The organism is Chryseobacterium sp. AG844 (assembly GCF_003182335.1).
In the GTDB taxonomy this organism is placed as follows: Bacteria; Bacteroidota; Bacteroidia; order Flavobacteriales; family Weeksellaceae; genus Chryseobacterium; species Chryseobacterium cupriresistens.
Genome location: NZ_QGTV01000020.1, coordinates 53380 through 56616 on the forward strand (window position 1 = coordinate 53380; position 3237 = coordinate 56616).

The 3237-nt window shown below is 33.3% G+C and carries 3 protein-coding genes; all 3 read left to right on the forward strand.

Features of this window, described 5'->3' with window-relative positions:
• The first annotated feature begins 57 nt into the window (after nt 1-57).
• The 3 genes from DEU40_RS17620 (at nt 58) to DEU40_RS22500 (ending at nt 1710) form a co-directional block, all read left to right on the forward strand.
• Nucleotides 58-918 (forward strand): RHS repeat-associated core domain-containing protein, encoded by an 861-nt coding sequence (locus DEU40_RS17620; RefSeq protein WP_228406554.1) that lies wholly within the window; start codon nt 58-60, stop codon nt 916-918.
• Nucleotides 908-1276 (forward strand): hypothetical protein, encoded by a 369-nt coding sequence (locus tag DEU40_RS17625; protein WP_110011053.1) that lies wholly within the window; start codon nt 908-910, stop codon nt 1274-1276. Before DEU40_RS17620 ends, DEU40_RS17625 begins: the two co-directional genes overlap by 11 nt.
• 290 nt (nt 1277-1566) lie before the next feature.
• Entirely contained in the window at nt 1567-1710 is a 144-nt protein-coding gene (locus DEU40_RS22500) for a bacteriocin-like protein (protein ID WP_156121528.1), read from the forward strand.
• Nucleotides 1711-3237: the final 1527 nt, after the last annotated feature.

Below are 3237 nucleotides of genomic sequence, written 5' to 3' on the forward strand. Positions count from 1 at the left end.
CGTTCGCGCAAGGAAAAATGAAGCAGGTAAATCTCAGGAAATGAAGTAGAGAAAAGAATGTATGATTATGGAGCAAGAATGTATATGCCGGATATAGCCAGATGGGGCGTGGTAGATCCGCTGGCTGAAACGAGCAGAAGATTTTCTACTTATAATTATGCGTTTAATAATCCAATTAGGTTTATTGACCCAGATGGAAGACAGGGAACTGATTGGTATCAAAATACTTTAACTGGGGATTATAAATGGTTTGATGGAAAAGATCAACATCAAGGTTATGCTTATGTTGATAATAGTGGAACTAATGATATCAATATTTTAACGCGAGGTGGTTATGAAAATGAAGTTCTAGGAGCAGTTTTACATCCGGACGGAACAGTTTCAGATTATAATTACCCAAATATTACAGCAAATAGAGGAGAAATATTAACAACCCCAGATGGTACAAAATTTGAAGCAGGATCTACCAATATAGGAACTTATTGGAGTTTTAGTGCAAATTATGCTATAGGAGGTGGTATAGGCTTTAGTTTTGGTAATGTCACTGATAGTAAAGGAGAAACAAACTGGTTTTCTTCATTTAATGGAAATATAGGTTTTGGTGCATCAGGTGGAGTTGAAAAAGGGGTCATAGTTCCCACAGATCCAAACCATAAATTTGTTAATTCAGATTTTGCAGGGACGGGTGTTTCTTATTCTGGAGGAGATGGACCTATTAATTTATCATATGGAGGAACATTTAATGATAAATATGATGGATATAGAAATATTGATAATTTTAACCCTTCTCATTTTGGACAAAATTCTGAAACAAATAATAGTGGTTATAGGACATTTGGTATAGGTGTTGCTAAAGGGTCAGCTCAAGCTTTACCTATAATGTGGACAAAATCTAAAACACACGTATATGGACAATAATTTTAAATTGGATAAGTCTAGTAAAACCCCACTTATTATTTTTTTGTTAATATTTGGGTCAGTCGTATTTCTTACTATTTTTTATTTGAATCATAATTCCGCTGATTTGACTAAAGAACAACTTTTAAAAATTAACAGGCATACGAAAGTTACTGATATATACGTCAACAAAAATGAGCATAATTTTTTATATGTAAAATTTTCGAACGGCACTGAGAAAATTATGGAGACACCTTATCAAATAGGAGATTCCATTTCAAAAAATAAAGGAGATTCTATAGAGTATATTTTTCGAAAAGATAGTGTTATTCAAAATAATCTATTTGAGGTAGCAAGAAGAGAAAATATACTTAAATGAAGTCTTTCCGTGACCACCAGCGTTTCTTGCCCCCGCTGGCGCGAGCGACTCGCTCGTGTCCACAAATAACGAAACCTCCGCAACAGCGGAGGTTTTGATTTATTTTGTCTTAAGAAGCTCTATTGATATATATAATGATCATCAAAAGTTAATAAACAATTGTCTTTGTAAATTGTATAAAATGAACAGGTTATATTTTTGTATTCCAAAAATCTGTATATTGGTATTACCAAATTAAAGCGTAATCCGAAAAGCATATAGAGTAGGAGAAAAATCAAAAAAATGTTATTATGAAAAATCTAAGAAAACTTTCAAAAAGAGAATTGAAAACAGTTCAGGGAGGTATCCCGATGTGTCTTGCAGGATACTTCTGGTGCTCACTGGAAAGAAAATGTATTCCGGTAGGGTCACCATGCGGACTTATTATTGATTAATTTCATTCATGAAAATAAGGTAAAGAACAGGCTGTCTCAGAAATGAGATAGCTTTTTTTTATGTGCTCTCACCAATTGACTTAGGAATCAGGAGCGTTAAGAAAATTTCAATGTAATCCGTTAAAAAATTTCCACTGTCTAAGCATGGGACTTGCTCAGAACCGAAGCAGAACCGAATGATCCATGCGAGTTTGGAAATTTTAGGATTCCATTTAAATTTTTAGCGGATGATTCCCCATCTTGAACTTTTGCATACTTTTGTTTGACTACGTCGAATCTTTGATTTCAAGACAAAAGTATAAATGAAAATCATATTAAATATTTTACAAATTATTTGTTTTACTTCTTTTTTAATCTGTGTCTTTTATTTATTAATGGTATTAGCCAGTAGTCACAACATTCCTCTTCGTGTATATCTGAAAATGGTCATTGCAATTCTAATTTCTATAATCCTATATTTCTATCTGCGATATATTAAAAAGAAAAGGTTCGGCAGCTAGTCTCGCCTAGAACATGGTTATAAATAGAACAAGAGATAGTATTAGTTTCTAGTATTAAAAATTAACATGCTACTTATATCTGACTTAGGAATCAGAAGCGTCAAGAAAATTTCAATGTAATCCGTTAAAAAATTTCCACTGTCTAAGCATGGGACTTGCTCAGAACCGAAGCAGAACCGGATGATCCATGCGAGTTTGGAAATTTTAGGAGTACATTTAAATTTTTAGCGGATGATTCCCTTCTTGAACTTTTGTATACTTTTGTTTGACTACGTCGAATCTTTGATTTCAAGACAAAAGTATAGATGAAAATCATATTAAATATTTCACAGGTTATTTGTTTTACTTCTTTTTGGTCTGTGTCTTTTATGTATTGATGGTATTAGCCACCAGTCATTTAAAAAGTAGTATGTTACTTATTAATGCCCGACTTAGGAATCAGGAGCGATAAGAAAATTTGGATGTAATCCGTTAAAAAATTTCCACTGTCTGAGCATGGGACTTACTCAGAACCGAAGCAGAACCGGATGATCCATGCGAGTTTGGAAATTTTAGGAGTACATTCCAATTTTTAGCGAATAACTCCCTTCTTGAACTTTTGTATACTTTTGTTTGACTACGTCGAATCTTCGATTTCAAGGCAAAAGTATAGATGAAAATCATATTAAATATTTCACAGGTTATTTGTTTTACTTCTTTTTGGTCTGTGTCTTTTATGTATTGATGGTATTAGCCACCAGTCATTTAAAAAGTAGTATGTTACTTATTAATGCCCGACTTAGGAATCAGGAGCGATAAGAAAATTTGGATGTAATCCGTTAAAAAATTTCCACTGTCTGAGCATGGGACTTACTCAGAACCGAAGCAGAACCGGATGATCCATGCGAGTTTGGAAATTTTAGGAGTACATTCCAATTTTTAGCGGATAACTCCCTTCTTGAACTTTTGTATACTTTTGTTTGACTACGTCGAATCTTCGATTTCAAGGCAAAAGTATAGATGAAAATCATATTAAATATTTCACAGG

What these genes read in the sequence shown, in the direction of transcription:
- DEU40_RS17620 (WP_228406554.1), top strand. Translation starts at nt 58, where the DNA reads ATGTATGATTATGGAGCAAGAATGTATATGCCGGATATAGCCAGATGG.
- DEU40_RS17625 (WP_110011053.1), top strand. Translation starts at nt 908, where the DNA reads ATGGACAATAATTTTAAATTGGATAAGTCTAGTAAAACCCCACTTATT.
- DEU40_RS22500 (WP_156121528.1), top strand. Translation starts at nt 1,567, where the DNA reads ATGAAAAATCTAAGAAAACTTTCAAAAAGAGAATTGAAAACAGTTCAG.